Origin of the sequence: Symbiobacterium thermophilum IAM 14863 (assembly GCF_000009905.1) — a bacterium.
Taxonomy (GTDB): Bacteria; Bacillota; Sulfobacillia; order Symbiobacteriales; family Symbiobacteriaceae; genus Symbiobacterium; species Symbiobacterium thermophilum.
On record NC_006177.1, the window covers coordinates 2,135,677 to 2,161,497 of the forward strand.

Annotated in this window: 23 protein-coding genes; 9 read left to right on the forward strand and 14 right to left on the reverse strand. The window is 69.8% G+C overall.

Annotated elements, in window-relative coordinates; translation table 11 throughout:
- Positions 1-7 precede the first annotated feature (7 nt).
- Positions 8-700 (reverse strand): rhomboid family intramembrane serine protease, encoded by a 693-nt coding sequence (locus tag STH_RS10020; protein WP_011196122.1) that lies wholly within the window; start codon positions 698-700, stop codon positions 8-10.
- 109 nt (positions 701-809) lie between these two features.
- On the opposite strand from STH_RS10020, the gene STH_RS10025 reads away from it, so the two are divergent.
- Complete coding sequence (locus STH_RS10025) at positions 810-1,238, forward strand: CBS domain-containing protein (RefSeq protein WP_011196123.1); 429 nt, start codon at positions 810-812, stop codon at positions 1,236-1,238.
- Positions 1,239-1,751: 513 nt separating this feature from the next.
- On the opposite strand, the gene STH_RS10035 is transcribed toward STH_RS10025, so the two are convergent.
- From STH_RS10035 to alaS, 3 genes are all read right to left on the reverse strand, one after another.
- A complete protein-coding gene (locus tag STH_RS10035) occupies positions 1,752-2,012 on the reverse strand; it encodes an IreB family regulatory phosphoprotein (protein WP_011196125.1) in 261 nt (86 codons plus the stop codon).
- A gap of 131 nt (positions 2,013-2,143) precedes the next feature.
- Positions 2,144-2,728: a GNAT family N-acetyltransferase gene (locus STH_RS10040; RefSeq protein ID WP_050742221.1), complete on the reverse strand. Its 585-nt coding sequence runs from the start codon at positions 2,726-2,728 to the stop codon at positions 2,144-2,146.
- 24 nt (positions 2,729-2,752) lie between these two features.
- Positions 2,753-5,371, reverse strand: a complete 2,619-nt coding sequence (gene alaS, locus STH_RS10045; RefSeq protein WP_011196127.1) for an alanine--tRNA ligase — start codon at positions 5,369-5,371, stop codon at positions 2,753-2,755.
- Positions 5,372-5,798: 427 nt separating this feature from the next.
- Here alaS and STH_RS10050 point away from each other — a divergent pair, with 427 nt between their 5' ends.
- From STH_RS10050 to STH_RS19020, 4 genes are all read left to right on the forward strand, one after another.
- Positions 5,799-6,488: a TMF family protein gene (locus STH_RS10050; protein ID WP_011196128.1), complete on the forward strand. Its 690-nt coding sequence runs from the start codon at positions 5,799-5,801 to the stop codon at positions 6,486-6,488.
- Between the two features lie 139 nt (positions 6,489-6,627).
- Complete coding sequence (locus tag STH_RS10055; protein ID WP_011196129.1) at positions 6,628-6,936, forward strand: RNA polymerase sigma factor; 309 nt, start codon at positions 6,628-6,630, stop codon at positions 6,934-6,936.
- Between the two features lie 5 nt (positions 6,937-6,941).
- The gene (locus STH_RS10060) at positions 6,942-8,540 is read left to right on the forward strand and encodes a zf-HC2 domain-containing protein (RefSeq protein WP_043713882.1); all 1,599 of its coding nucleotides are present in this window, start codon (positions 6,942-6,944) and stop codon (positions 8,538-8,540) included.
- 63 nt (positions 8,541-8,603) lie between these two features.
- A complete protein-coding gene (locus STH_RS19020) occupies positions 8,604-8,807 on the forward strand; it encodes a hypothetical protein (RefSeq protein ID WP_162467800.1) in 204 nt (67 codons plus the stop codon).
- Positions 8,808-9,125: 318 nt separating this feature from the next.
- Here the strand turns inward: STH_RS19020 and STH_RS10070 are convergent, their stop codons facing one another.
- The 5 genes from STH_RS10070 to STH_RS10090 all read right to left on the reverse strand — a co-directional run bounded on the left by STH_RS10070 (position 9,126) and on the right by STH_RS10090 (position 15,624).
- Positions 9,126-10,610 carry a GerMN domain-containing protein gene (locus tag STH_RS10070; RefSeq protein WP_043713883.1) on the reverse strand — a complete coding sequence of 495 codons (1,485 nt, stop codon included), beginning with the start codon at positions 10,608-10,610 and terminating at the stop codon, positions 9,126-9,128.
- Positions 10,611-10,708: 98 nt separating this feature from the next.
- Positions 10,709-12,229, reverse strand: coding sequence for a sensor histidine kinase (locus tag STH_RS19715; protein ID WP_011196133.1), 1,521 nt, complete (start codon positions 12,227-12,229; stop codon positions 10,709-10,711).
- On the reverse strand, positions 12,226-12,915 hold the full coding sequence (locus STH_RS10080; RefSeq protein WP_011196134.1) for a response regulator transcription factor: 690 nt from the start codon (positions 12,913-12,915) through the stop codon (positions 12,226-12,228). The genes STH_RS19715 and STH_RS10080 overlap by 4 nt, the downstream gene beginning before the upstream one ends.
- A gap of 115 nt (positions 12,916-13,030) precedes the next feature.
- A complete protein-coding gene (locus STH_RS10085; RefSeq protein ID WP_011196135.1) occupies positions 13,031-14,308 on the reverse strand; it encodes a hypothetical protein in 1,278 nt (425 codons plus the stop codon).
- 50 nt (positions 14,309-14,358) lie between these two features.
- The gene (locus STH_RS10090) at positions 14,359-15,624 is read right to left on the reverse strand and encodes a PQQ-dependent sugar dehydrogenase (protein WP_197525157.1); all 1,266 of its coding nucleotides are present in this window, start codon (positions 15,622-15,624) and stop codon (positions 14,359-14,361) included.
- Between the two features lie 246 nt (positions 15,625-15,870).
- On the opposite strand from STH_RS10090, the gene STH_RS10095 reads away from it, so the two are divergent.
- Complete coding sequence (locus tag STH_RS10095) at positions 15,871-16,641, forward strand: metallophosphoesterase (RefSeq protein ID WP_011196137.1); 771 nt, start codon at positions 15,871-15,873, stop codon at positions 16,639-16,641.
- A gap of 38 nt (positions 16,642-16,679) precedes the next feature.
- Positions 16,680-17,141 carry a transcriptional regulator MntR gene (mntR, locus tag STH_RS10100; RefSeq protein WP_011196138.1) on the forward strand — a complete coding sequence of 154 codons (462 nt, stop codon included), beginning with the start codon at positions 16,680-16,682 and terminating at the stop codon, positions 17,139-17,141.
- A gap of 29 nt (positions 17,142-17,170) precedes the next feature.
- On the opposite strand, the gene STH_RS10105 is transcribed toward mntR, so the two are convergent.
- Positions 17,171-18,376: an MFS transporter gene (locus tag STH_RS10105; protein ID WP_043713884.1), complete on the reverse strand. Its 1,206-nt coding sequence runs from the start codon at positions 18,374-18,376 to the stop codon at positions 17,171-17,173.
- A gap of 175 nt (positions 18,377-18,551) precedes the next feature.
- On the opposite strand from STH_RS10105, the gene fliN reads away from it, so the two are divergent.
- Positions 18,552-19,211 (forward strand): flagellar motor switch protein FliN, encoded by a 660-nt coding sequence (fliN, locus tag STH_RS17270; RefSeq protein WP_050742222.1) that lies wholly within the window; start codon positions 18,552-18,554, stop codon positions 19,209-19,211.
- A gap of 613 nt (positions 19,212-19,824) precedes the next feature.
- Complete coding sequence (gene ltrA / locus STH_RS10115; RefSeq protein ID WP_011194155.1) at positions 19,825-21,114, forward strand: group II intron reverse transcriptase/maturase; 1,290 nt, start codon at positions 19,825-19,827, stop codon at positions 21,112-21,114.
- A 60-nt stretch (positions 21,115-21,174) separates the two neighbouring features.
- On the opposite strand, the gene STH_RS10120 is transcribed toward ltrA, so the two are convergent.
- The 4 genes from STH_RS10120 to STH_RS10135 all read right to left on the reverse strand — a co-directional run bounded on the left by STH_RS10120 (position 21,175) and on the right by STH_RS10135 (position 25,653).
- Positions 21,175-23,037: an ABC transporter ATP-binding protein gene (locus STH_RS10120; RefSeq protein ID WP_011196141.1), complete on the reverse strand. Its 1,863-nt coding sequence runs from the start codon at positions 23,035-23,037 to the stop codon at positions 21,175-21,177.
- Positions 23,034-24,761, reverse strand: a complete 1,728-nt coding sequence (locus STH_RS10125) for an ABC transporter ATP-binding protein (RefSeq protein WP_011196142.1) — start codon at positions 24,759-24,761, stop codon at positions 23,034-23,036. The genes STH_RS10120 and STH_RS10125 overlap by 4 nt, the downstream gene beginning before the upstream one ends.
- Before the next feature lies 1 nt (position 24,762).
- A complete protein-coding gene (locus STH_RS10130; RefSeq protein WP_011196143.1) occupies positions 24,763-25,227 on the reverse strand; it encodes a MarR family winged helix-turn-helix transcriptional regulator in 465 nt (154 codons plus the stop codon).
- A gap of 144 nt (positions 25,228-25,371) precedes the next feature.
- Positions 25,372-25,653, reverse strand: coding sequence for a hypothetical protein (locus STH_RS10135; protein ID WP_011196144.1), 282 nt, complete (start codon positions 25,651-25,653; stop codon positions 25,372-25,374).
- Positions 25,654-25,821: the final 168 nt, after the last annotated feature.

A 25,821-nucleotide genomic window follows, 5' to 3' on the forward strand; every position in this document is an offset into this window, starting at 1 on the left:
TCCATGCTCACCTCGGTTCTTCCGCCTTCTCCTGCCGCGGCGAGAGCAACTGCGCCAGGGCCACGCCGCTCAGGAAGCCGTTGATGTGCGCCCAGAAGGCGACCGTCTGGGTGAGGTCATGCAGCCAGATCGGCGCCAGGCCGCTGGCCAGCTGCACGAAGAACCAGAGCCCGAGGAACACCCAGGCCGGCACCCGGACGGCCGGGACGAAGGCGCCGATGGGCACGAGGGCCAGCACCCGGGCCCGCGGGAAGCTGAGGATGTATCCTCCCAGCACCCCGGCCACGGCGCCCGAGGCGCCGATCGTCGGGATCGGCGAGGTCGGGTTGGCCACCGCGTGCGCCAGGTTGGCCAGGGCGATGCACAGCACGTAGAACAGCAGGTACCGCCCGTGGCCCAGCCGGTCCTCCAGGTTGTCCCCGAAGATCCAGAGGTAGAGCATGTTGCCCAGCACGTGGCCCCAGGAACCGTGCAGGAAGGCCGAGGTGAAGAGGGTCACCAGCGGCCATCCCCCGCTCGCCGCCCAGGCGTCCGGGCTGAGCAGCGCGGTCGGCCGGAGGGCGAAGTTCCCGATGAGCCACTCGCCCGTCACCGGGCTGGCCATCTCCAGGAGGAAGACGGCGAAGTTGAGGGCGATGAGCGCCCAGTTGACCCACGGGCGTCTGCGTACCGCTGGACTGTCACGCAGTGGCAGGACCAATGCCAACTCCCCCCGGAGTGTACCGCGCCGGCGCCGGCTTTGCAATAGCATATCTCCCCCGACGCTGAATCACTCTATGGGCAGCGAGTAAACCGGAGGTGCATTTGGTTTGCGTCTGCGCGACCTGATGACAACGGACGTCCGCACCTGCGCGCCCGACACGCCCGTGTCCGAAGTGGCCCGCATCATGGAAGAGGCCGACTGCGGCTTCGTGCCCGTCGTCGACGGCGGCCGGGTAGCCGGGGTGATCACCGACCGCGACATCGTGCTGCGGGCCGTGGCCAGGGGGCGGGACATCCGCACCACCACGGCGCGGGAGTGCATGACCAGCCCGGCCGTCACCGTCGGTCCCGACACCGACGCCCACGCGGCCGCCGACCTGATGGCGGATAAGCAGATCCGGCGGCTCTGCGTGGTCGACGGCGGCCGCCTGGTGGGCGTGGTGGCCCTGGGGGACCTGGCGACGGAGCGGATCCACGTCGACGAGGCCGGGGAGGCCCTCTCCTCGATCTCGGAACCGGCCCAGCCCGCCCACTGAGATGGAGCAGGTCATTCTTCCGGGACGCCCCTGTCCGGTCGGGGGCGTCCCGCCGCGTTCTGTCACGTGCTGCCGCCCCGCTTCATACCATAGCCCGGGGCCGAGCCTGTCCCGGCCCCACTTCAGTGCGGGGAGGCGTCGCCGGACATGTGCTGGCACTGCTCAGGCCACGATTGGGATTGGGATTGGGACTGGAACTGCGACTGCCAGTGCCCCTGCCGTTGCCGCGGCGACCGCCGGCGACGCTTCGACCGGAAGCGCCGGTGCGACCTGCACGACGACTGGGACGGCGATTGGGACGGGCACGATCGCGGGCGGTGCCGCCGCAGCCGGCGCCGCCGCTGCGACCACCGGGACGATGACCCGAAGTCGGACCTCTGCTCCCGTCCCGTCGTCGTGCACGGGCACGGCGGGGCGAAGCGGTTCCTCTTCATCTAGGCTTCGGCGAATCGATGCGCGCGAAACGGGGCGCCCCCTGGGCGCCCCGCACTGTCTGCAGTTGAGAAAACCGCCCTACTCCTCCAGCTTCTCCAGGTAGCTGCGGACCAGCTCCTCCAGGAGCTCGTCGCGCTCGATGCGGCGGATCAGGTTCCGCGCGCCCATGTGACTGGTGATGTAGGTCGGATCCCCGGAGAGCAGATAGCCGACGATCTGGTCGATGGGGCTGTACCCCTTCTCCTTCAGTGCCGCATAGACCTTCTGCAGCACTTCACCCGGGTTCCGGTCTTCCGGCTTGTTCCGCCAGTATACGGTCTTGTCGCTGGTTCCTGGCATGGGAACACCGCCTTCCTGAACAGGATGGACCCGTGCGGTCTGCCTGTCTTCTTAGTGCGTATTCTCTGTCCGATCTCATGAATCCTCTTGCCCCGGGCATCGGCGGTAGTCTCCCTCCCCCGGGAGGTGCCCTATTCCAGGGACGCTCCCTGGTCCCGGGCCGCCGCCCGCTGCTGTTCCCGGGCGTAGAACTCCCGCCGGGTGATGCCCATCACCAGGATGTCGTGGTAGCGACTGCCCCGGCGCAGGGCCTGGCGCCGGACCCCTTCGTGGACGAACCCCGCCTTCTCGTACGCGCGGATGGCCCGCTTGTTGAAGTCGAAGACGTGCAGCTCCACCCGGTGCAGGTCCATCGGCCCGAAGGCCTGCCGCAGCACCAGTCGGAGGGCGTCGGTGCCGTAGCCCCGTCCCCAGCAGCTCCGTTCGCCGATGAAGATGGTCAGCATGGCCGACCGGTTCCGCTCGCTCACCCGCCACAGCCGCACAACGCCGATGAACCGCTCCCGCTCGTCGACGATAGCCCATTCCGGCCGCGCGGCAAGCTGGTTCAGCCACACGTTGAACGCCAGGAGCGCGGGGCCGGGAACCGGCCCCGCCTTCTCCTCGTATAGCAGATCGGCGACCTCGGGATCGGTCATGAACCGGTACAGGGTGCCGGCATCCGTGGGGCGGAGGGGGCGGATCCCCGCCTTCTCGCCCCAGATCACACCCGCCATGCGCCTTCCTCCTTGCGGGGACGCCTACAGACCGAGCTGGCTGCCCACCAGGCCCGGCACGGCGTTCAGGGCCTCGCCCAGCCGCTCCGGGTTCTTGCCGCCGGCGGTGGCCATGTCGGGCCGCCCGCCGCCGCCGCCGCCGCAGATCCGGGCGACCTCCCTGATGAGGTTGCCTGCGTGGACGCGCCCCGCCAGGTCCTTCGTCACCGCGGCCACGAGGTTGACCTTGCCCTCGCTGGTCACCGCGCCGAGGACGACCACCCCGGAGCCCAGCTTGGCGCGGATGGCATCCGTCATGTTGCGCAGGTCCTCCATCGTGGCCACCGGCGCCGTGCCGGCGACGACCTTGACGCCGCCCACCTCCTGGGCCCGCTCCACCAGGCTGTCGGTCTGGCTGGCCGCCAGCTTGGCCCGCAGCTGCTCCAGCTCCTTCTCCATCTCCTTCATGCGGCTGCGCAGCTGCTCCTGCGCCTCCACGGCCCTGGCCTGCGCCTCCTCCAGGTGCCGGATCACACCGGGGCCGGTCACCGCCTCGATGCGGCGCACGCCCCCGCCGATGCCCGACTCGGAGAGGATCTTGAAGTACTGGACCTCGCTGGTATTACTGACGTGGCAGCCGCCGCAGAGTTCCCGGGACCAGCCGTCGCCGACGGAAACCACCCGCACGATCTCGCCGTACTTCTCGCCGAACAGCGCCATCGCCCCGAGGGCCCTGGCCTCGTCCAGCGGCATCTCGGTCCAGGTCACCGGCTCCGCGGCCTCGATCTCGGCGTTGATCATTTCCTCCACCGCGGCGATCTGCTCCGGGGTCATGGGGCCGGTGTGGGTGAAGTCAAACCGCAGCCGGTCCGGCGCCACCAGCGAGCCCGCCTGCTGGACGTGGGTGCCCAGCACCTCCCGCAGGGCCTTGTGCAGGAGGTGCGTCGCGGTGTGGTTCTTCTGCGTGTCCTTCCGCTTGCGCGCGTCCACCCTGGCCTCGACCTGCTGGCCCACCTCCAGGAAGCCCTCCTGCACGGTGCCGTAATGCAGGTGGTGGCCCGAGGGCAGCTTGCGGCAGTCCTCCACCTCCACCCGCAGCCCCGGGGCGACGATCTGGCCGGTGTCGCCCACCTGGCCGCCGCCCTCGGCGTAGAACGGCGTCCGGTCGAGGACGATGATCACCGACGAGCCCTCGCCCGCGCCGGTGGCGTTGCCCTCCTGGTCGAACACGGCCAGCACCCGGCCCTCGCCGGCCAGCTCGGTGTACCCCACGAACCGGGTCGGCGCGACGCCCTCCAGGTGGCCCGCGATTCGGCTCTGGACCTCGGTGATGTACGAGACGTCCCGGGCCGCCCGCGCCCGGGCCCGCTGCTCGGCCATGGCGGCCTGGTAGCCCTGCTCGTCGACGGTGAAGCCCTGCTCCCGGGCGACGTCCCGCACGATGTCCAGCGGGAAACCGTAGGTGTCGTACAGGACGAAGGCGTCCTGGCCGGAGATGACCGTCTCGCCCTTCTGGCGCATCCGCGCCAGGATCTCCTCCAGCCGGTTCATGCCCTGCTCCAGGGTGCGCAGAAACCGCTCCTCCTCCCGGCGCAGCTCGTCCTGGATGACGGGCAGCCGCTCCCGCACCTCGGGGTAGGCGTCGCCCATGACGTCGGCCACCGCCCCGGCCACCTTCCAGATGAAGGGTTCGGCGAAGCCCAGGACACGCCCGAACCGCACGGCCCGGCGGAGGATGCGGCGCATCACGTAGCCGCGGCCCTCGTTGCTGAACCGCACGCCGTCGGCGATGAGGAAGGTGCAGCAGCGGGCGTGGTCGGCGATCACCCGGAACGCCACCGCCTCGGGCCCTTCGCCCTCGTACTTCTTCCCGGAGAGCTCGTGGATGCGGGCGAAGATCGGCTGCCAGAGGTCGATGTCCCAGTTGGACCAGACCCCCTGCATGATGGTGGCCATCCGCTCCAGCCCGAGGCCCGTGTCGACGCCGGTGCGCTCCAGCGGCACCAGCCCCTCCGGCGTCTGATTGTACTGCATGAACACGTTGTTCCAGAACTCCCGCCACCGGTCGCAGCCGCAGGTGTCGATGCGGCAGCCGTCGGGGTGGTCGCAGGCGTACTCGGGCCCCATGTCCCAGAAGATCTCGGAGCAGGGGCCGCACGGGCCGGTGTCGCCCATGCGCCAGAAGTTGTCCTTCTCGCCCAGCCGCACGATGCGGTCCGCGGGCACGCCCACCTTGTTGTGCCAGACGTCGAAGGCCTGTTCGTCGTCCTTGTAGATGGAGACCCACAGCCGGTCCTTGGGCAGCCCCAGCCACTCGGGGCTGGTGATGAACTCCCAGGCGTAGGCCAGGGCGTCCTCCTTGAAGTAGTCGCCGAAGCTGAAGTTGCCCAGCATCTCGAAGAAGGTGTGATGCCGGGCGGTGAAGCCGACCTCGTCCAGGTCGTTGTGCTTGCCGCCGGCCCGCACGCACTTCTGGGCGGTGACGGCCCGGGTGTACTCCCGCTTCTCCAGGCCGAGGAAGGTGTCCTTGAACTGGTTCATGCCGGCGTTGGTGAAGAGCAGCGTCGGATCGTTGTGCGGCACCAGGGACGAGCTGGGCACGTGGACGTGGCCCTTGGACTTGAAGAAGTCGATGAACTTCTGCCGGATCTCGGCGCTCGTCATGTACTTGGGCATGGTGTCGAAACCCCCCTTGAAAACTGAGAACCCCCGCCTCCGACGCCTCAGGAAGCGTCAGGGGCGAGGGCTTGCTGCCGTCGCGGTACCACCCTGCTTGACCGCCGGGCCCCCGGCGGCCATCTCTCTCCAGTGATATCGGCATGGCGGCCGTCCCAGCCTACCGCGGAAGCTCCGCCTCGGTGGGCCCCTCAGGGGTGGCTGCGGCATCCCGCCTGCGCAGGCGCCCTTTCAGCCGAGGGGCGCCCTCTCTGGTGCGCGGCTCCTGGGACCCGTCTTCCCCGTCCTCGGGTTGGACTACCAGCGATTATACAGACATGCGTAGGGCGGTGTCAAGGAAGAGGTGGGCGGATGCTCCAGGGGGTACACGCGACCACTCGTTAGAATTCTCCGTCCTACATGCGAGGTGAACGCCGTGCGCCGTGCATCTGTCGCCACTCTCCTCGCCGCAACCGCCGCCGTGTTCGTCGCCTGCACCTCTCCACCGCCGCCACCGGGAACCAGCATGGAGGTGGAGGAACTGAGCGCACAGGTGGCTGAGCTCACAGCGGTCAACCAGCGGCTGGAAGCGGAGAACAGGGAACTCGAAGCCAGGGTCGCAGAACTCGACGCCAAGGTGAAGGAACTGGAATTCCGCAATCAGAACCTGGCGGACCGGCTGTCCCCTGAGGAGCGGGAGGTCAATCTCATCAACCCGCGCTTTCCGCCGGCGGTGGGGGGTGAACCCGGGTGGGAGTACCACCAGGTCCTCTCCGCCGACCTGGACAACGACGGCGTGGAGGAGCGGGTATCGGTCACCACCAACGCCTTCTGGATGGAGGACCGGAAGGAGTTCGGCTGGGACGACGGCCACCCCTGGCACGTCTACGTGGAGGAGCCGGACGGCACCCGGACGTACCTGTTCTCCGATTGGGTTCAACTGGGGAAGCTGGACGTGATCCTGGACCGGGAAGGCCCGGGCGTGTTCATCGTCTACCGGCGGGACGGCGGCATGATCATCTACCGCGCCACCTACCAGGGGCCCGGCCAGTTCCGGACGGTTCGGTCCTACCAGATTCCACTCAGCTATTCCGCCACGTGGGCGAACCCGGACATGTTCCGGTGATACAGGGGGAACCGCGGCACGCAGCGGGTGCGGCACCTGGTGAGCGCTGGTCCGCCCCCGACCACAGCCGGGGCGCTGAGCGCGCCCGAGCACGAATGGGGCATCGTCTGGACAGAGCCCGGCGGCCGGCGCCGTCGCGTTGTCCCGCTTCCATGGGGCCCTCCGTGAGGCGAGGAAGGCGCGAAAGCCGCCCACCGCCGCGCCGTCCCTCCCGTGCGCGCCGCCTGACCAGGCCGTTGAGGCGCGCGAGGAACGCCTGCGGCTGGCCCGCGCCCTGGCGAGCCTGCCGGAGGCGTACCGGGAGGCCCTGATCCTGCGGGAGTACGAGGGGCTGCGCTACGCGGAAGTCGGCCAGGTGCTGGGCGGATCGGAGACCTGGGCCCGTGTCACCTGCTTCCGGGCCCGCCGCATGCTCAAGGAAGCGTATCTCAGGCTCGAAGGGGGGTGAGACCGGTGCAGATCGACCTCTGCACCCTGACCGAAGACCTGCTGCCGCTCTACGCCGACGACCTGCTCTCGCCGGCCACCCGCCAACTGCTGGAGCAGCACGCCGCCGCCTGCCCCGCCTGCCGGGAGCGGCTGCGGGCGGCCGGGATCCAGCACCCCCCGCCCGCCCCGACGGATCTGCCCCGGGTGGAGCGGCCCGCCCGGGCCTTTTTCCGGCGGTTGAGCCGCCTGCTGTACGCCGGGCTGGCCGCGGTGGTGGCGCTCCTGGTCGCGACCGGCAGCCTGGGCTACGTCGCCGGCCGCCAAAGCCTCCACGACCGGCAGCGGATCCCGCAGCGGGTGGCCGGCGCGGAGGAGCTGGCCCGGCAGGCCATCCCGGGCTGGGACCGGGCCACGGCCCACGGGCTGGTGATGGACGTCGGGGTCACGGAACGGATTCCCCGCACCGACGCCGCCATCACCGTGGAAAAGGCCTGGTTCAGCAGCCGGCAGGTCTACGTGCTCTACACCGTGACCGCGCCGGAGGACAGGTACTGGTTCCCGGTGGAGGCCTTGTTGCGCGACGACAACCCCGACCGGATCCTGGACGACGGCCGCACCCCCTGGAACCGTCTGGCCGACTGGGGCGGGGTTTCGCCGGAAGGGTTTCACAGCGTCCTGATCTTCAACCGGGTTGAGCCGTACCCCGGCCGGTCCCGTCTGCGGCTGGTGCTTCGCCAGTGGATGCGGCTGGATCCCCGGTCAGGCCCGCAGCACCTCGGGACCGACAACACCTTCTGGGAGGACCTGGAGATCCTGCTGCCCTGGAATGAGGCGTATCTCGCCGAGCCGCCGCCGGAGGTCATCCCGTGGCGACACCAGCACACCTGGCTGGGGCGAACCCTGGCCCTGGATGCGCTTGAGGTGGGCGTCGGCGAGACCCGGCTGACCGGGACCATCTCCCTCCCGGCGGGGGAGCGGGATCCGAGGCTGTACGCCACCCTGGTGATCGGCAACCAGGAACTGGAGGGCGGGTACTATGCGCTGGAGCCGGCCGGTGAGCCGGGGCGCTACCGGTTCACCCTCAGCTACGACGGGCCGGACCGGTGGCCGGCGCCGGTCGAACTCCGACTGCACGCCATCGACTTCGTCACCGACCAGGTGCTGGAGTGGCCGGTGAACTGGGCCAAGTACCGGGAACCGGCGCCCGCCGACGACCGCCCGATGGACCCCGAGGACCAGGTGAGCTTGCCGTTCTACGACAGCGAACTGGTCAGCACCCACGCCGATGACAGCGGCGTGGCCATCGAGCAGCGCACCCCCAAGCGGAAGGCCCCGTACGTGAAGTCCTCCCTCCACATGGGCGGGCGCGGCATCCCGCCAGACCTGGGCCCCGGGTTCGAAATCGTCAACGACGACGGTGAGGTGATGACCAACCTCGGCGGGTTCGGCGGCCTGGTGTACGAGGGCCCGGACGGGAAGGACGTGCGGGAGCGGGTGGCGGCCATGTGGTGGGACGAACTGCCCGAGAGCTTCCGCCGGTCCGAGCGGCTGATCGTCCGCTACGTGCACCCTTCGGCCACGCTGGTGCTCGACGAGACGTGGACGCTCCCGGTCCGGGAGTGATCACACCCCGACCTCGGCCGGCGAGCCCCTGCCGGCCCGGGTCAGCGGATGGGGGGAGTGCGCGTGATTCTGACGGAGAGCGCCGCACAGAAGATCCTGGAACTGACAGGCGGCGCCGACGGGCGCGGACTGCGCATCCGGCTGCTGCCCGGGGGCTGCTGCGGCACCTACTACCACTTCGTCATCGACGACCTCGGCCGGGGGACATGGTGGTCGAGGCCTCCGGCGCGCGGGTGCTGCTGGAGCCGGAGGTCTACCCGGTCCTGAAAGGAAGCCGGCTCGATTACGGGCCGGCCCTCAAGCCGCCGCGCTTTCGCGTCCTGCGCAACCCGAACACCCCCCAGAAGTGTCCGTGCGGCCGCTCGTTCGGCCGCCCGTACCCGGGCAGGAAGTCCCCCCAGTGCCAGGCCTACCGGCCCATGCCCTGGGATGAACCGTGACAAGGTGAACTTGCTTCCGGAGATCACCATTCTGAGCGAAAACGGACGGGGCTGCCCCAAGCAGAGTCATCTGCTCTTGGGACAGCCCCGTTCTGCGGATTCACCTGGCACGAGAATCCTCAGGCCGGCCCCACGCGCAGCCCGTTCACCTCACGGTCACGTACGTCACCGCCCGCGGCTGCCAGACGCCGTCCCGCATGCTGTAGTCGCCCACCTCCACCCGGTACTCGCCGGGCGGAGCATGGTGCTCCAGCACGATGGTGAACTCCCCCCAGTTCCACATGGCCGCCGCGGCGGTGGCGTGGGCGACCGCCACCTCCTGCCCCTGGCCGTCCAGCATGCGGGCCACCACGGTGGCCTCGAAGAGGTGCCGGGCATAGCCCTTCACCGCGATCCGCCCGGGCTCGCTGACGGCCGAGGCGATCACGGCGTCGCCGGTGAGCTTCACCTCGGGGTGCCCCACCCCTTCCGCCGTGTAGAGCCGGGGCAATTCCTCAGCCGGCGTGTGCTGGGCGACAGGCCCGGTGGGCTCCGCCTCCCAGCGGAAGACCACGTCCGGCGCAGCGCCGGGAAGGGGGACCGAGGCGATGGAGAGCCGCTGGCCGCCATCCTCGGCCACCCGCACCACCAGCGCATCGCCGTCGGCCTCCGCCGAGGTGATGCGCACCTCGCCCTCCTCCACGGAGGCGATCAGGTAGAGCCGGTCGGAATGGGCGACCGCCGCGCCGATGGTGGTCGCTGCGTAGCGGTCCGCCAGCTCCCGGACGGCGGCCGGCACCGCGTCGTACTCGTGCCACTGCATCGGGTTCAGGCTGTCGATGGTCCAGACGCCCTTCTCGCCGGCGGCCGGGTTGCGCACCAGCGTGAACTGGTAGGTGGTGCCGTCGCGGGTCACGTAGGCTTCGGCCCGACCGCCGTCCTGCCGGACCGTGGCCTGTTGGAGCTCGGCGGCCGTGAAGCCGAACATGCGCCCCTCAAACCGGGCCACCGCCGCCGGGTCCAGCCGCCAGGTGTCCAGCCCCTGGTCCGCCCGGGACTGCAGGTACCGGGTCCGCTCCGGGTTGGGGAACACCGGGTACAGGTAGAGGTACGGGCTCTTCGTCTCCACCACCATGCCGTCCAGCTCGCCCCCGGAACCGCCGCTGACCTGGATCCGGACCTCATCGATGCCGGGAATGTCGCCGAGGCTCAGGCGGAGCGAGTGGAGGGCGGCCATGACGGCCGCCGAACCCTGCACCTGATCGAGTTCCCCGCTGAAGTTCACGGTCGCCTGCCCGCCCTCCAGCTTCACGGGCTCCAGGAGCCGCGTCCCTTCGGGGAACGCAGGCTTCAGGTGCGGGTCCGCCGGCCCGGCCAGCAGCTCCTCCACCACCCGGGTGGCCAGCTCGGCGGCGCTGCCCTCGGGCACTTGCCGCTGCTCGGGGATCAGGTGCTGCACCTGCCAGTCCGGGTAAAAGACGGTCACCGTCGTGGTCTGCACCGGGGGATCCACCTGCACGGACGGAGAAACCGGCGCCTCGCCCTCGGGGGACGGCTGCGGCCTCACGCCCGCACAGCCGGACGCGGCCAGCAGGACGGCCAGCATCAGGGGCAAGGCCCTGGCAAAGGCCTTTGGACCGGCTTTGCTCATCGACATCTGCTCCTTTCGCGGGTTCATCTCCACGACCGAGTCTACCGGTGAAGTATGACCCCCCGATGACGAGGTTTTACGAAAGTGTGACGTGCCGGTTAAACCGGCAGCGTCAGCGTAAACCGGCTGCCCTCGCCGACCTTCGACGCCACGTGGATCCGGCCGCCCAGGCGCGCTGCGGCCTCCGCCGCGATGGCCAGGCCGAGTCCCGCGCCGCCGGTGGCGCGCGACCGGGCCTTGTCCACCCGGTAGAAGCGGTCGAAGATGTGCGGCAGGTGCTCGGGCGGGATGCCGATGCCCGAGTCCGCCACCGTCACCCAGGCCACCTGGCCCGGCTGCGCACCCCCGCGGGTCGCCTCCCCCGCGTCGCCCCCCGACACCGTCCCGTGCCATCCGCCGCTGTCCGGCTCGCTTCCGCCCGGCCCGGGTGCGGGCTCCGCCGGCCCGATGCCTACGGCCACCTGCACGGAACCGCCCCGCGGGGTGTACTTGATGCCGTTCTCCACCAGGTTGCCCACCACCGCCTCCAGCAGCTGCGGGTCGGCCGGCGCCGTCACCGGCAGACCCGGCTGCAGCTCCAGCCGCACGCCCCGCTCGGCGGCGAGCGGCTCCAGGGCGTGCACCACCTCCGCCACCAGCCGGCGCAGCTCGACCGGGTCGCCCGCCGCGCGGCGGGCCCCGGCCCGCATATCCAGGCGGGCCAGCTCCAGCAGCGCGTTCACCAGCCGGCCGGCCCGGTCGCACTCGTGCACGATGTCCTGCAGGTGCTCCTTGTAGATCGCCGGATCCACAGGCCGGTCGCTGAGCAGCGGCTCGGCCAGCGCCCGGATCGCCGCGATGGGCGTGCGCAGCTCGTGGGAGGCGTCCGCGACGAACGCCCGCCGCTGCTGATCCAGCCTTCCCAACTCCTCGGCCATGCGGTTGAACCCCCGCCCGAGGTCCAGCAGCTCGCTGCTGCCGCCCGGCACCACCCGTGTCTCCAGCCGCCCGCGGGCCAGGCACGACACCGCCTCCCGCAGCCGGACCAGCGGCCGGGTGAGGTAGCGTGCGAGCATCACGCCCGCCCCCACGGCCAGGAGCGCCATCGCCCCGGCCACCCAGGCCAGCTGCCGGAGCAGGTCGTCCCGGGCCTCCCGCACCGAGGTGATGTCCGCCGCCACCAGCACCGCCCCGACCAGCCGCTCGCCCACGACCACCGGCACGCCGGCGTACATCACCCACTCGCCGCCGGGGAGCCGGCGGGTGCCTGCCGTCGCCCGGCCGGCCAGGGCGTCCCGGACCTCCGGGTGCGTCAGCCGCTGCCCCAGGAGCTCCGTCTCCGAGGTGATGTCGGCGACGACAACTCCCTGTCCGTCCACGGCCACCGGCCGCATCCCGCTCTGCTGGTGGAAGCGGTAGAAGGCCAGCGTCAGGCCTTCCTGCGGATCGGCCCAGTACTCGGCCGCCAGGCCCGCTGCAGCCTGCCCCCAGGCCATGACGGACGCCTCCCGCTCCTCCAGCAGCCGGGCCGTGGTCTGGTACAGCAGGAGCGCCCCGCTGCCGCCGAGGGCCAGGACCGTGACCAGCGCAAACGCCAGGGCCAGCTGGACGGCCAGCGGCCACTGACCCGGCCGCCTCACGGCTCGGCCTCCAGGTAGTAGCCCACGCCCCACTTGGTGCGCAGGTACCGGGGCCGGGAGGGATCCTCCTCCAGCTTCTCCCGGATGCGCCGGACGTGGACGTCGACGGTTCGCTCGTCACCGGCAAAGTCGTAGCCCCACACCAGGTCCAGCAGCTCCTGGCGGGTGTACACCACCCCGGGATGGCGGGCCAGCAGCTCCAGCAGGTCGTACTCCCGGGCCGTCAGTTCCAGCGGCCGGCCGGCCACCTCGGCCCGGCGCTGCCGGGGATGAAGCACCAGGTCGCCCACCACCAGCCGGCCGGCCCGGTCCTGCCGGGAGGCCGCCTCGGCCCGGCGCAGGACGGCCCGGATGCGGGCGATGAGCTCGCGCGTGTTGAAGGGTTTGGTGATGTAGTCGTCGGCCCCCAGTTCCAGGCCGAGGATCTTGTCAATGTCGTCCGCCTTGGCCGTGAGCATGATGATCGGCGTCATGCCGGCGGCGCGCACCTCCCGGCAGATGGTGAGCCCGTCCACCCCCGGCAACATCAGATCCAGCACGATCAGGTCAAAGTCGCCCGCGCGAAACTTGCTGAGCGCCTCCCGCCCGTCGGACGCGGTGGTCACCTGGAAGCCCTCCTGCTCCAGGCTGAGCCGGAGGCCCTTCACCAGGCCCGGTTCGTCGTCGACGACGAGGATGTGCGGCATCCTGCGTCACCTCCTGCCGGGTGCATTCCTGTCAGTGCCAGCATATCCGGGCTACCCCGCAGCAGATCTCCAGCCGTTCGGGCGGCAGCGCGTCCTTGCCGCGATCGCCCCGCCTTCACCGCCTCGAGAGCCAAAGTTGAACCCGCATCAGGCCTGGCTCCTCCTCGATATGTCCGTAAGGCGCGTCCACCGACAGCGCCTCGGTCACGATCCTGAGCCGCCCGCCGCGCTGGACCTCCGGCCGCCCGGGCAGCCGCAGCCGGAACCGCCTGCCCCTCTCCCCCCACTCCTCCAGGCAGAGCGCATGGATGGTCACCCGCAGCCCGTCCGGCCCCACCGCCCCGCAGAACCGGGTATGGAGCCGCCGGCCCGGGGAGATGGTGAGCAGGTTGGTGGGGTCCCACATGAGCCCCTGCACCTCGGGCGGAAGCCGGATCTCCACCGCCAGGCCCGGCCCCTCGTCCAGCTGCCGGAGCAGTGCGGCGATCCGCGCCTGCCGCTCCGCCTCCGCCTCCTGCTCCGCCTCCAGCAGAGCGGCCAGCCCCTCGGCCACCACCACCTGGTTCACCGGGGGCAGCGGCTCAGTCAGGGACTCCTCCAGCAGCCGCTGCAGGCAGCCGCCCGCGTCCGCAATCCGGGCCTGCCAGCCCGGGGCGACCCGGTCCAGGAGCAGCGCCTGGGCGGCCCCGGTGTCGTAGAAGCGCCGGTAGGCGGCGTGGCGGCCGCCCAGGTTGTGCGTCTGCAGCCGCTCCACCAGGCCGTCCGTCGGGGCCCCCGCCTTCAGTTCCACGTACGTCGGGGTCCCCTCCACCCACTCGACGGTCTGCTCGTAGACCACGGCGTCGCCCCGGTCCATCCGCACCAGCTGCCGGTGGCGGTGCTGGCGCATCGAGACAAACGCCCCCGGGGCCGCGGGGTCACCTTCCAGCGCCCGGGCGAGGAGCCGGTTCTCCACGATGGCCATGGCGTTGTTGGCCGGGTCGTTCTCCGGATAGGCGGCCATGGCCTGCAGGGCCGCGGCGTCCATCCGGGGCAGGTCCGGGAAGGCGGTCTGCTGGAAGACGTGGAACGCCTCGTGCAGGATCAGCCGCGCCAGGGCCCCCGGGTCGGTGGGGGGGCTGTCCGACAGGTTGACCAGGGCGGTGAGGTGACCGCCCACCGGCGCCGCGGTGTTGCCGGCCAGCTCCGGCCGCACCGGGCCCCGGTATACCGGCCGGCCCGCCACCTCCCCCGCGTGCCCGTAGCCCTCAGGCGGGGCGGGGTGGCCGATGAGCCAGGCCTCCTCCGTTCCGTACAGCAGAATCGGGATCGCGGCGAGATCGAACCCCGGCCAGAGCACGCCGGCCCCGCCGATCCTGTGCGCCTCCGCCACCACATCCATGATCCGTTCCACGGGAACCACCTCCCCGGCGCAGCCTGTGCGGCGCCGTTCATGATTGCTGCTCAGTCCGCTGCGACGATGCGGTACACCGCCCCGTTCCGGTCGACCACGTAGACCTCGCCGGCCTCGTCCTCGCCGAACGAGGTGATGTTCAGCCCGGAATCCAGGAGCCGCTCGGCCCGCCACTCCCCGTCCTGCCGGCGGAGTCCCCAGATGTACCCGGTGCAGTAATCGCCGTAGAGGTACGTGCCGACCAGGCCGGTGACGGCCTGTCCCCGGTACACGTAGCCGCCGGTGATCGAACAGCCGCCCTCGGCGTGGGTGTACTCGGCCACGGGAAAGACCGCGCCCGGCGCCTCGCCCTGGCCGTACCGCCGCGAGCCCTCCCAGACCCGCCACCCGTAGTTCTCGCCGCCGGGGCTGCCCGCCGGCTGGAGGTTGACCTCCTCCACCGCGTCCTGGCCGACGTCCGCGATCCAGAGGTCGCCGGTGGCCCGGTCAAAGCTGATCCGCCAGGGGTTGCGCAGGCCGTAGGCCCAGATCTCGTCCCGGCCTTGACGCCCGACGAAGGGGTTGTCCGGCGGGATGCGGTACGGCCCCGGCTGCGACACGTCCAGCCGCAGGATCTTGCCCAGCAGGCTGTCCAGGCTCTGCGCCCGGTTCCCCGGGTCGCCGGCCGAGCCGCCGTCGCCCAGGGCCAGGTAGAGGTAGCCGTCGGGGCCGAAGAGCAGCGCGCCGCCGTTGTGGTTGGCGTAGGGCTGGTCGACGGTCAGCAGCACCTCCTCGGAGGAGGGGTCGCCCCGGCGCGGGTCGCCGTCCAACAGCCGGAACCGGGAGAGCACCGTGCGCCCGTCAGGCCGTCCCGTGTAATGCACGTAGAAGACGCCGCTCTCCCGGAAGTCGGGGGCAAAGGCCAGACCCAGGAGCCCCTGCTCGTTCCCGCGGCTCAGCACCCGGTCGGTCAGGTCCAGGAAGGGCGTCTCCAGCAGGGCGCCGCCTTCCAGCACCCGCACGCGGCCGGGCTGCTCCAGGATGTACAGCCTGCCGCTGCTGTCCCCGGCGTGGGTGACGTAGAGGGGCCGCTCCAGACCGTCCACCACCTTCTGCAGCCCGATCCGCACCGGCTTCCGGGGCGCCGGCTGTCCCTGTTCCTGAGCCGGTTCCTGAGCCGGTTCCTGAGCCGGTTCCTGAGCCGGGTTCTGCACATGTTCCTGCGCCTGTCCCCCCACCTGATCCGGCGCCGTTCCCTGCCCTGGCGGCGGCGCCGGGCTGCACCCCAGCAGCACCAGCAGGAGCACGGTGACCGCGCCGCGCAGGTATGCGCTCAAGTCGAACCCTCCCGTCTGCCACTGTTCCACAGCCTCCGCCTCCCCTCCTGTTCCAGACTGGAAGCCATTTCAGCCGTCGCCCCGCCGGGCGGCCCCCCGCCGCCCCGGTCGATCCCTTGACGGCCCGCCACCTCTCCGATACGTTAGAACTCAGTTAACTGGCATGGATTGCCTCGCCCCGCCGCCGGCAACCCTCACGCCGCGCGGGAGGCAACCCATCCCAGCACCCAAGAGGGAGGTTCCCCCGTGGCCATCTACGCAATCGGCGACCCCCACCTCAGTCTGGCCGTCAACAAACCCATGGATGTCTTCGGCCCCCGCTGGGCCGACCATGCCAAGCGCTTCCTGCAGAACTGGGAGGCCACGGTGGGCCCGGACGACTACGTGCTGGTCCCCGGCGACATCTCGTGGGGCATGACCCTGGACGAGGCCCTGCCGGACCTGCAGGAGATCGACCGGCTGCCGGGGCGCAAGCTCCTCATCCAGGGCAACCACGACTACTGGTGGCAGTCCCTGAAGAAGCTGCGGGAGCTGCCGCTGCGGACCATTTCCTTCATCCAGAATGACGCCGTGGTGCTGCCCGAGGGTTCCGTCGCCGGGGTGGACGGGCGGGTGGCAGTCTGCGGCACCCGGGGCTGGATCACCCCCGGCGACCGGGCCTGGGACGAGGATCCGGCCCACAACGAGAAGATCTACCGGCGGGAAGTCGGTCGGCTGCGGCTCTCGCTGGAGGCGGGCCGGAAGGCGGGTGCGGACCGGTACATCGTGATGCTCCACTACCCGCCGGTGGCGGACGACCACGAGCCGACGGAGTTCACCCGGCTGCTGGAGGAATGGGGCGGCGTCCTGCTCTGCGTCTACGGCCACCTGCACGGGCCGAGCGCCCCGCACCGGGCATACCAGGGGCTGCACGGCACTGTGCGCTACCGGCTCGTGTCCTGCGACGCCGTCGACTTCACGCCCGTCAACCTCTTCCCGCAGGGCGGGGACATGGCCGGAGACGGCGGTGTATGCTAAGATAAAGACACAATCGGCTCCAGGAAATGAGGATGGCCATGGCTACCCCGAGCATGGAAGATTATGTCGAGAAGATCTACGAACTCATCCAGTCGAAGGGCTACGCCCGGGTCAGCGACATCGCCATGGAGCTGAACCTCCAGCCGTCCTCGGTCACGAAGATGGTCCAGAAGCTGGCCGAGGCGGGCTATATCCATTATGAGCGTTACCGCGGGCTGGTCCTCACCCCTGCGGGGCAGCTGCTGGGTGAGCAGATGAAAGACCGGCACACCATGCTGTCGGAGTTTCTCCGCACCATCGGCGTGCCGGAAGAGGTCATTGAGGTCGACGTGGAGGGCATCGAGCACCACGTCAGCCCGTCCACCGTGCGCTGTATTCAGGACCTGACGTCCTTCCTGCAGGAGAACGAGGACGTCCGGGAGGCGCTGGCAGCCCACCGGCGGCGCCGGCGGGAGCGGGAAGCCGCCGAGCAGGCGGCGCGGGAGCAGGCCGAAGCCTGAGGCGGGCCCTGAGCGCCGGCGCGGGGCGGTCAGGCGGTGAGCTGCGAATCCCGGTGCTGCCGGACGCGCGCCCGCACCAGGGACCAGCACCAGCCCGCGGCGAACAGGAGCAGCAGCGCCGTGGCCGGGAAGACCCACCGGATCCCGACCCGGTCGCCCAGCACGCCGCCCAGGAGCGGACCCAGCATGGCCCCGACGTTGAACGCGGACTGGTTGAGCCCAAAGGCCTTGCCCCGCTGCTCCCGCGGGACCGATGCGGCGATCAGGGCGGAGATGCCGGGGGTGACGGCGGCGAGCGCGAGGCCGGCACTCAGGCGGAAGCTCCCCATGCCCAGACCGCTCTGCACCAGGGCCTGCGGCAGTGTGAACAGCGCGCCGCCCGCCAGGCCGATGGTCACCGTGGTGGTGTAGCCCCAGCGCTCGCCGAGCCTCGCCCACGACGGGGCGGCCAGCACGAAGGCGATGCCCGGCACGGAGTAGATCACGCCGGCCATCCAGTTGGGGCTGCCGGAGCCCAGGAGCTGGCGGATATGGGGGATCAGCACCGGCTCCATCGCCGACTGGGACATCTGCAGGAGCAGGGACATGGCCAGCACCACGATCAACGGCCCGCCCTGCAGCACCTGCCGCATGTCGCTCAGGAAGTGCGCCGGCTGCCGCGCCGGCCGCTGGAACTGCTCCCGGACCGCGAACACCACCAGCAGCGTCGCGGCGAACACGGCGACGCCGCTCAGGGCCATGGTATTGCGGATGCCGATCAGGTCGGCCAGGAAGCCGCCCAGCATCGGCCCCAGGATCGACCCCGCCTGATTGCCGGTGGCCACCAGCGACAGGGCCTGTCCCATGTGGCGCTCCGGGGTGGTCGTGGCCACCAGCGCCGTCGCGGTCGGGATGAACCCGGTCAGGGCGCCGATCATGACCCGGACGCCCAGCAGCTCGTAGGGGTTGCGGACGAAGGCCATCAGCACGTAGGCGGAACCCAGGAAGATGCCGGCGCGCACCATCATCGCCTTGCGGCCCCAGCGGTCGCCCAGGGCGCCCCAGATCGGGGCGGTGAGCGCCGAGAAGCCCGAGTTGACCGCGCCCAGCAGGCCGGCCCACACCGTGACACCAGCCCCCACACCCAGGTCCTCGCTCAGAAAAACCGGCATGAACGGCATGACCATTGTCCATGCGGATGCTGCGATGAAGACCGCGATCCAGAGGACCGCCACGTTTCTCCGCCAGGGTTCCATCTCGTTATGGCGCCTTCTTTCCGTCATACTGAACTCGCGTTGACGAAATGACTATAGGCCGGAATCCCGCCGTTGTCTACGGGTCACTGCAAAATCCCGTCGGCTCCAGCAGGGAAACCGGCATGTACGATTGAAGTATTGAAAGATCTCAATGTTGGAAGAGGAGAGAGCCGCCTTGGCCAACAAGCTGTCCCAGAGCGAGATCGACGCTCTCGTGGCGAGCCTTTTGGCTGCCGACAACGCCGAGAAGCAGGCTGCGGATGGGCAGAGCGGACAGGGGTCGCCCGAAACCGCCGCCCCGGCCGCCGGCCAGAATGCCGAGGGCGCCCCGTCGGAGTTCGAGTCGGTGCAAGACCTGGGCCCCGTGACCCAGGCCGAACTCGACGCCGCCGTGGCTGCCTCGCGCGCCGCCAAGATGAAGGGGACGGCGCCGGCCGCCCCGGAAACGGCCCCCCCGCTCGGGGCGCCGGCCGCGCCGTTCGAAGCGGCCGCTGCGGCCGCAGCCGCCGTCCCGGCGCCCGCCCCGGCGGCGCCTGCTGGGCCGGGCCCCGGCGCGTCGAAGGCGCAGCTCCGGATCCCGCCCGCGCTGCGGGGGGTCCTGCTGGACATCGAGCTCACCCTGAGCGTGGAGCTGGGCAAGGCCCGGCTGCCGCTGGGCGAGATCCTGTCCATGGGGCCGGGGTCGGTCATCACGCTGGACCGGCTGGCCAGCGAGCCCCTGAACGTGAAGGTCAACGGCCTGCCGGCGATGACAGCCGAGGTCATCGCCATCGGCGAGAAGTACGGCATCCGGATCGTGGAATCCCAGCTGCCCAACTACGCGGCGGCGTCGTGACCGTGGTCAGCAGAACAGGGATCGGGCGGTGCCCCCTCGGGGCACCGCCCGCTTTCCGTGTGCCCGGCATGGGCGCTGACTTGGCGGTGAAAGTCCGCTACGGGCGAGGCAGCACCAGCCCGTTAGCCAAAGGCAAGGGTGTCCGTCGTGAGGCGGAATCTGAAGGAAGCCCGAGGCAAAGCCACGACCCGAGGAACACGAACCCCATAGGAGGCTGTGCCGCTCGGGTGAGCTGGCCGAACACAGCAAAACCCGAAGCTGCCAAAGGGCGGTGCGGTAGATGGGGCGGGTGCGGGGTGAAGGTCAGCGTTCTTACCCGGGGAGATCTGCCGGGAACGCCAGCAACGCTGGTAACCTGCGTCGGGAGACGCAGCTGAACCGGCAGAAGTCAGCAAAGGCCATAGTACCGGCAGGGGGACGCCCCAACCGGGAAGGGCCGAACGTCAGGAAAGGGGTGAACCCGTTGCGTTCGAGCAGCCCGCGACAAACGCAGAAGACCCCGAACGGGACCTGCTCGCCGGAGGTAGCGGTGAAGCCGCAAGGGACGGCGAGAGGGCGGAGTGGGCAGCCGGCACAAGACGGAACGTTACCCCGCGGGGAGCACAGCAACCTGATGGAGCAGGTGGTGGCCAGGGAGAACATGCTGGCCGCCCTGAAACGGGTGGAGCGGAACGGAGGCGCTCCCGGCGTGGACGGTGTCCCCACCGAACGGCTGCGGGACCAGATTCGCGTGGAGTGGAGCCGCATCCGTGAGGGACTGCTCCAGGGGACCTACAGACCGCAGCCAGTCCGCCGGGTCGAAATCCCGAAACCGGGCGGCGGCAAGCGGATGCTGGGGATTCCCACCGTGATGGACCGCCTGATCCAACAGGCACTCCTGCAAGTACTGACGCCGATCTTTGACCCGACATTCTCCGAATCCAGCTACGGCTTTCGGCCGGGGCGGCGGGGTCATGATGCGGTCAGGAAGGCACGTCAGTACGTGGAGGAAGGGTACGACTGGGTCGTGGACATGGACCTGGAGAAGTTCTTCGACCGGGTCAACCACGACGTGCTGATGGCCCGCGTGGCGCGGCGGGTAACGGATAAGCGTGTGCTGCGGCTGATCCGGCGGTACTTACAGGCTGGGGTCATGCTGAACGGGGTAGTCGTGGCGACGGAGGAAGGGACGCCGCAGGGCGGTCCGCTGAGCCCGCTGCTGGCGAACATCCTGCTGGATGACCTCGACAAGGAGCTGGAGCGCCGCGGGCACCACTTCGTCCGGTACGCCGATGACTGCAACATCTACGTCCGCAGCAAGCGGGCGGGAGAACGGGTCTACAGGAGCGTGCGCCACTTCCTGCAGGAGCGGTTACGGCTGAAGGTCAACGAGGAGAAGAGCGCAGTGGACCGGCCGTGGAAGCGGCAGTTCCTCGGGTTTAGTTTCTACAAGCACCGGGGAGTGCGCATCCGGCTGGCCCCGAAGAGCCTGAAGCGCGTGAAGGACAAGCTCCGCACGCTGACGGACCGCAACCGCAGCCAGAGCATGGAGGACCGAATCCGGCGCCTGAATGCTTACTTGCGGGGCTGGGTTGGGTACTATGCGCTCTCCGATGCCAGGTCAGCCTTTGAAAGACTCGAAGGATGGCTGAAGCGTCGGCTGCGAGCATGCGTATGGAAGCAGTGGAAGCGTGTACGCACGCGCTTTCGGGAGTTGCGCGCCCTCGGTTTGCCCGAATGGGTAGTCCACCAACTCGCCAACAGCCGCAAAGGCCCGTGGCGGATGGCAGGTGGCCCACTAAACAGCGCCCTGGGCGACGCCTACTGGCGTGCCCAGGGGCTGATAAGCCTGACCGAATGCTATGAAGCGACTCGTCAATCCTGGCGAACCGCCGGATGCGGACCCGCATGTCCGGTGGTGTGAGAGGACGGGGGCTAGCCGCCCCCTCCTACTCGATTGGCCGCTTCCACCGGGGTCCGCAGGTCAGCCGGCCAGGCCCTGCCCGGCGGCGAACTGGCTGTAGTACAGGTCCGCGTACGGGCCGCCTGCGGCCAGGAGCTCCCGGTGCGTGCCCTGCTCCACGATCCGGCCGTGGTCCATGACCAGGATCAGGTCTGCCTCCCGGATGGTCGAGAGCCGGTGGGCGATCACGAAGCTCGTCCTGCCCTTCATGAGGGTCTGCATGGCCTGCTGGATCTGCAGCTCCGTGCGGGTGTCCACGGAGGACGTCGCCTCGTCCAGGATCAGCATCGGCGGGTCGGCCAGGAACGCCCGCGCGATGGTGAGCAGCTGCTTCTGCCCCTGGGAGATGTTCGAGGCCTCCTCGTTGAGCACGGTGTCATAGCCGTCGGGCAGGGATCGGATGAAGCCGTCGGCGTGGGCGAGTTTTGCCGCCCGGACGATCTCCTCCTCGGTGGCCCCCTCCCGGCCGTAGGCGATGTTCTCCCGGATCGTGCCATGGAAGAGCCACGTGTCCTGCAACACCATGCCGAAGAGGCTGCGCAGGTCGTCGCGGCGGAGGCGGCGGATGTCCACGCCGTCGACCGTGATCCGGCCGCCGTCGATCTCGTAGAAGCGCATCAGCAGGTTGACCAGGGTGGTCTTGCCGGCGCCGGTGTGGCCGACGATGGCGATCACCTGGCCGGGCCGGGCCGTGAGGTTCAGGTCCTCGATCAGCGGCTCGTCCGGCTTGTAGCGGAAGCTGACGTTCTCGAACCGGACCTCGCCCCGGACCTGCTCCAGCCGCACCGGCTCGGCCGGGTCCGGGACGATCTCCGGCTCGTCCAGGAGCTCAAAGACCCGCTCGGCGGCGGCGATGGTGGACTGGAGGATGTTGGCGATGTTGGCCGTCTGGGTGATCGGCTGGCTGAACTGCCGGGCGTACTGGAGGAAGGCCTGGATGTCGCCGATCTCCACCGCGCGGCGGGCGACGAAGATGCCGCCGACCACGGCCACGATCACGTAGCCGATGTTGTTGACGAACGCCATCAGCGGCATGATGATGCCCGAGACGAACTGGGCCTTCCAGCCGGCCTCGTACAGCCGCTGGTTGATGCGGTCGAACTCGGCCACCACGTCCTCCTCCCGGCCGAAGGCCTTCACCACCTGGTGGCCGGTGTAGGTCTCCTCGACGTGGCCGTTCAGCTCGCCCAGCGCCTTCTGCTGCGCCTTGAAGTAGCCCTGTGACCGCCGGGCGACGCCGACCGTGACCAGGAGCGACAGCGGCAGCGAGACCAGGGTGACCAGGGTGAGCACAGGGCTGATGGAGAGCATCATCACCACCACGCCCACCAGCGTGACGATGGCGGTGATCAGCTGGGTCAGGCTCTGCTGCAGCGTCCCGGCGATGGTGTCGATGTCGTTGGTCACCCGGCTCAGGACCTCGCCGTGGGTCTTCCGGTCGTAGAAGCTGAGGGGCAGCCGGGCCAGCTTCTCGTTCACCTGGTTGCGCAGGTCGTAGACCGTGCGCTGGGAGACGCCGGACATGACGAACTGCTGGACGATGCCGAAGGCGGCACTCGCCACGTAGAGCAGCCCCAGCAGGACCAGGATGCGGGCGATGCGGCCGAAGTCGATCCCCGCGCCGGGGACGCCGCTCAGCTTCGCCAGCAGCCCTTCGAACAGGATGGTGGTGGCCTTGCCCATGATGCGCGGGCTCACGATGCTGAAGACCGTGCTGAGAGCCGCCAGCAGGAAGACGGCGCCCAGCTGCCAGAGCCTCGGCCGCAGGTAGCGCAGCAGCCGCCGCAGGGTCCCGCGGAAGTCGCGGGGCTTCTCGCCCACCAGCGCCATCGCCGGGCCGGCTCCGGGACCATGACCGGGTCGGGGACCGTGCCGGGCGCTCATGCCAGTTCCTCCTCGGCGAGCTGAGAGGCCACGATCTCCCGGTAGACCTCGCAGCTCTGCAGTAGTTCGCGGTGCGTGCCGATGCCGGCGACGCGCCCCTGATCCAGCACGATGATCCGGTCGGCGTCCATCACCGTGCTCACCCGCTGGGCGACGAGGATGACGGTGGACCGGGCGGTCTCCGGCTTCAGGGCGGCGCGCAGCCGGGCGTCGGTCTTGAAGTCCAGGGCGGAGAAGTTGTCGTCGAAGATGTAGATCGCGGGCTTGCGCACCAGCGCCCGGGCAATCGTCAGCCGCTGCTTCTGGCCGCCGGAGACGTTGGTGCCGCCCTGGGCGATCGCGGTGTCGTACCCGTCCTTCATCTCGGCGATGAACCCCTCAGCCTGGGCGATGGCGGCGGCCCGGGCCACCTCCTCGTCGGAGGCGTCCTCGTTGCCGAAGCGGATGTTCGCCGCGATGGTGCCGCTGAAGAGCATCGCCCGCTGGGGCACGTAGCCGATGCCCGCCCGCAGGTCGCGCAGGCGCCACTGGCGCACGTCGACGCCGTCCACCAGCACCGCGCCCTCCTGCACGTCGTAGAACCGGGGGATCAGGTTGACCAGGGTGGTCTTCCCGGCGCCGGTACCGCCGATGATGGCGGTCACCTCGCCGGGCCGGGCCCGGAACGAGATCCCCTCCAGCGCCGGCCGCTCGGCGCCGGGGTACCGGTAGGTGACGTTCCGGAACTCGACCTCACCCCGCACCGTTCCGGGCGAGTAAGGCTCCGGCGGATCGGTGACGCTGGGCCGCATCTCCAGCACCTCGTTGATGCGGGCGGCCGAGGCCGACGCCCGGGGCAGCATGATGAACATCATGGACAGCATCATGGTGGAGAACATGATGTGCATCACATACTGGATGAAGGCCATCAGGTCGCCGACCTCCATGCGGCCGGCGTCGATGCGCAGGCCGCCAAACCAGACCACGGCGATGGCCGTGAGGTTCATGATGAGCATCAGCGTCGGCATCAGCGCGCCCATCAGCCGGTTGACCCGGATGGCGGTCTCCGTCAGGTCGCGGTTGGCGTCGACGAACCGCTCCTGCTCGTAGTCGGTGCGGTTGAACGCCCGGATGACCCGGATGCCCGTCAGCCCCTCCCGCACCACGCGGTTGAGCCGGTCGATCTTCTTCTGCATCGCCTGGAACATCGGAATGGCCTTCACCGCCGCCGCGCCGACCGCCGCGCCCAGGACGGGCAGCGCGACGACGATGATCAGCGACAGCGTGCGGTCCTTGGAGAGCGCCATGACCACGCTGCCGATGCCCATCATCGGCGCGAAGAGCATCATGCGCAGCCCGACGATGATCAGGTTCGGCACCTGCAGGATGTCGTTGGTGGTGCGGGTGATCAGGGTCGCGGTGCCCAGCCGGTCGAACTCGTGCAGGGAGAACCCCTGGGCGTGACGGAACACCGCCTGCCGGAGGTCGCGGCCCATGCCCATCGCGACCCGGCTGGAACAGTAGCTGGCCAGCACGGCCACGACGGCGCCGCCCAGCGCGACCAGCAGCATCCAGCCGCCGACCCGCAGGATGTAGCCGGTGTCGCCGTTGACGACGCCGACGTCGACGATGTCCGACATCAGGGTCGGCAGGTACAGTTCGGCCACCGCCTGCAGAAACACCAGCAGGAAGGTGGCGGCAACAAGGGCAGAATACGGCTTCAGGAATCGCAACAGCTTGACCACGTCAGACCTTCTCTCTTGGGCGGGTTGTGGCGTTTCGTTCCAGTGTTTTCAGCAGGATGCGCAGCCCCTGTTCCACGGCGGCCAGCTCCTCCGCGGACATGTCCGCCACCAGGGACTGCCAGGCGGCGCACACCCGCCGGTCCGTCTGCTCCAGCTCACGCTCCGCCGGGGCGGTGGCGTACAGCCGGATCAGCCGCTGGTCGGCGGGGTCCGACTCCTTCCGGACGTATCCCCGGTCGGCCATGTGGTCGACGGTGCGGGAGACGTGGCTCTTCACCATGGCGACCCGCCGGGACAGCTCCGACACGGTAATCCCCGGTTCCCGCACGATCTCCCGCAGCATGAAGTAGACGGGGGGCGGCATGGCCGACTGCCGGAAGGCGTCGTCCAGCAGGCTGCGCATCTCCCGGTTCACCTGATGCCACAGCCGGCTGATCTCGGTGCGCAGCGGGGACAACGCATTCACCTCGTTCGCTCCAGAACGTTCGGTACAGAACTAGATCATACGGCGGGCGATCCCGAAATGCAAGCGCGAACTTGCGCCCGTCCGCGCGAAAAGCGGCCACCGACAGGGTGACCGCTTTCCAGATGCTGCGCAACGGGTAAGCGCCTACGACCCCGGGGGCGCAAGCCGGGCGCCGCAGTTCGGGCAGACCCGCGGCCGGAACTCCACCCCCAGGCCCTTCTGGCACGCCGGGCAACGCCAGTCCCGCCAGATGAAGAGGAGGGCGCCGATCAGGACCACCAGCAGCGTGATCATCCCGTATCGGTCGCCGAAGATCTGGCCGATCGCGGAAGCGCCGACGAACATCAGCACCGCGGCCGTGATCAGGGTCCCGATGAACCGGCGCCGCCTTCGCTCCACCAGCTGCCACATCTCTTCCGGGCTCACTCGGTAGGCCTCCCTTCTCCATGGCGGCCGGGATGTGTGCCACTCGTCCCGGTCGTGAACATCCACACTTGAATACTATATCCTACATAGCTCCCGCGGGACAATTCGTCTGTCCGTTGGCTGTCCGCCCACCGGATCATTCTGACCGTTTCGTCGCCGTGTTTTTTC

What these genes read in the sequence shown, in the direction of transcription:
- STH_RS10035 (WP_011196125.1), bottom strand. Translation starts at nt 2,012, where the DNA reads ATGCCAGGAACCAGCGACAAGACCGTATACTGGCGGAACAAGCCGGAA.
- STH_RS10040 (WP_050742221.1), bottom strand. Translation starts at nt 2,728, where the DNA reads ATGGCGGGTGTGATCTGGGGCGAGAAGGCGGGGATCCGCCCCCTCCGC.
- alaS (WP_011196127.1), bottom strand. Translation starts at nt 5,371, where the DNA reads ATGACGAGCGCCGAGATCCGGCAGAAGTTCATCGACTTCTTCAAGTCC.
- STH_RS10070 (WP_043713883.1), bottom strand. Translation starts at nt 10,610, where the DNA reads ATGAGCAAAGCCGGTCCAAAGGCCTTTGCCAGGGCCTTGCCCCTGATG.
- STH_RS10080 (WP_011196134.1), bottom strand. Translation starts at nt 12,915, where the DNA reads ATGCCGCACATCCTCGTCGTCGACGACGAACCGGGCCTGGTGAAGGGC.
- mntR (WP_011196138.1), top strand. Translation starts at nt 16,680, where the DNA reads ATGGCTACCCCGAGCATGGAAGATTATGTCGAGAAGATCTACGAACTC.
- STH_RS10105 (WP_043713884.1), bottom strand. Translation starts at nt 18,376, where the DNA reads ATGGAACCCTGGCGGAGAAACGTGGCGGTCCTCTGGATCGCGGTCTTC.
- ltrA (WP_011194155.1), top strand. Translation starts at nt 19,825, where the DNA reads ATGGAGCAGGTGGTGGCCAGGGAGAACATGCTGGCCGCCCTGAAACGG.
- STH_RS10120 (WP_011196141.1), bottom strand. Translation starts at nt 23,037, where the DNA reads ATGAGCGCCCGGCACGGTCCCCGACCCGGTCATGGTCCCGGAGCCGGC.